The organism is Bartonella sp. AA86SXKL, from assembly GCF_042196885.1.
Window position 1 is genome coordinate 1 of the sequence record NZ_JBHIRE010000372.1, and the last position, 327, is coordinate 327.

At 37.3% G+C, this 327-nt stretch carries 1 pseudogene; it reads left to right on the plus strand.

Annotated features, from left to right (window positions below):
* A pseudogene (locus ACFIO5_RS12070) lies at positions 1–327 on the plus strand (heme biosynthesis protein HemY); the annotation flags it as partial.

Below are 327 nucleotides of genomic sequence, written 5' to 3' on the forward strand. Positions count from 1 at the left end.
TTATACCTATAACAGTGATTGCCGCCGATATTCTTTATAAATTAAATGAAACACGCAAAGCTGATAAAATGATTGTTGCTGCTTGGCAAAAAGAACCTCATCCTGATTTGGGAGCTCTTTATCTTGAAAGAGAAGAAGGGGCCGTTGGGCGCTTGAAAAAAGCTAAGACACTTGCTTCTTATAATAAAGATACATTTGAATCCACTTTTCTTATTGCTAAAGCTGCTCTTGATGCAGGTGAAAGAGTATTAGCTAGGGAACAGGCACAAAAAGCACTTCAATATCATAAGCGGGAAAGTGTTTATTTGTTGCTAGCAGATATTGAAG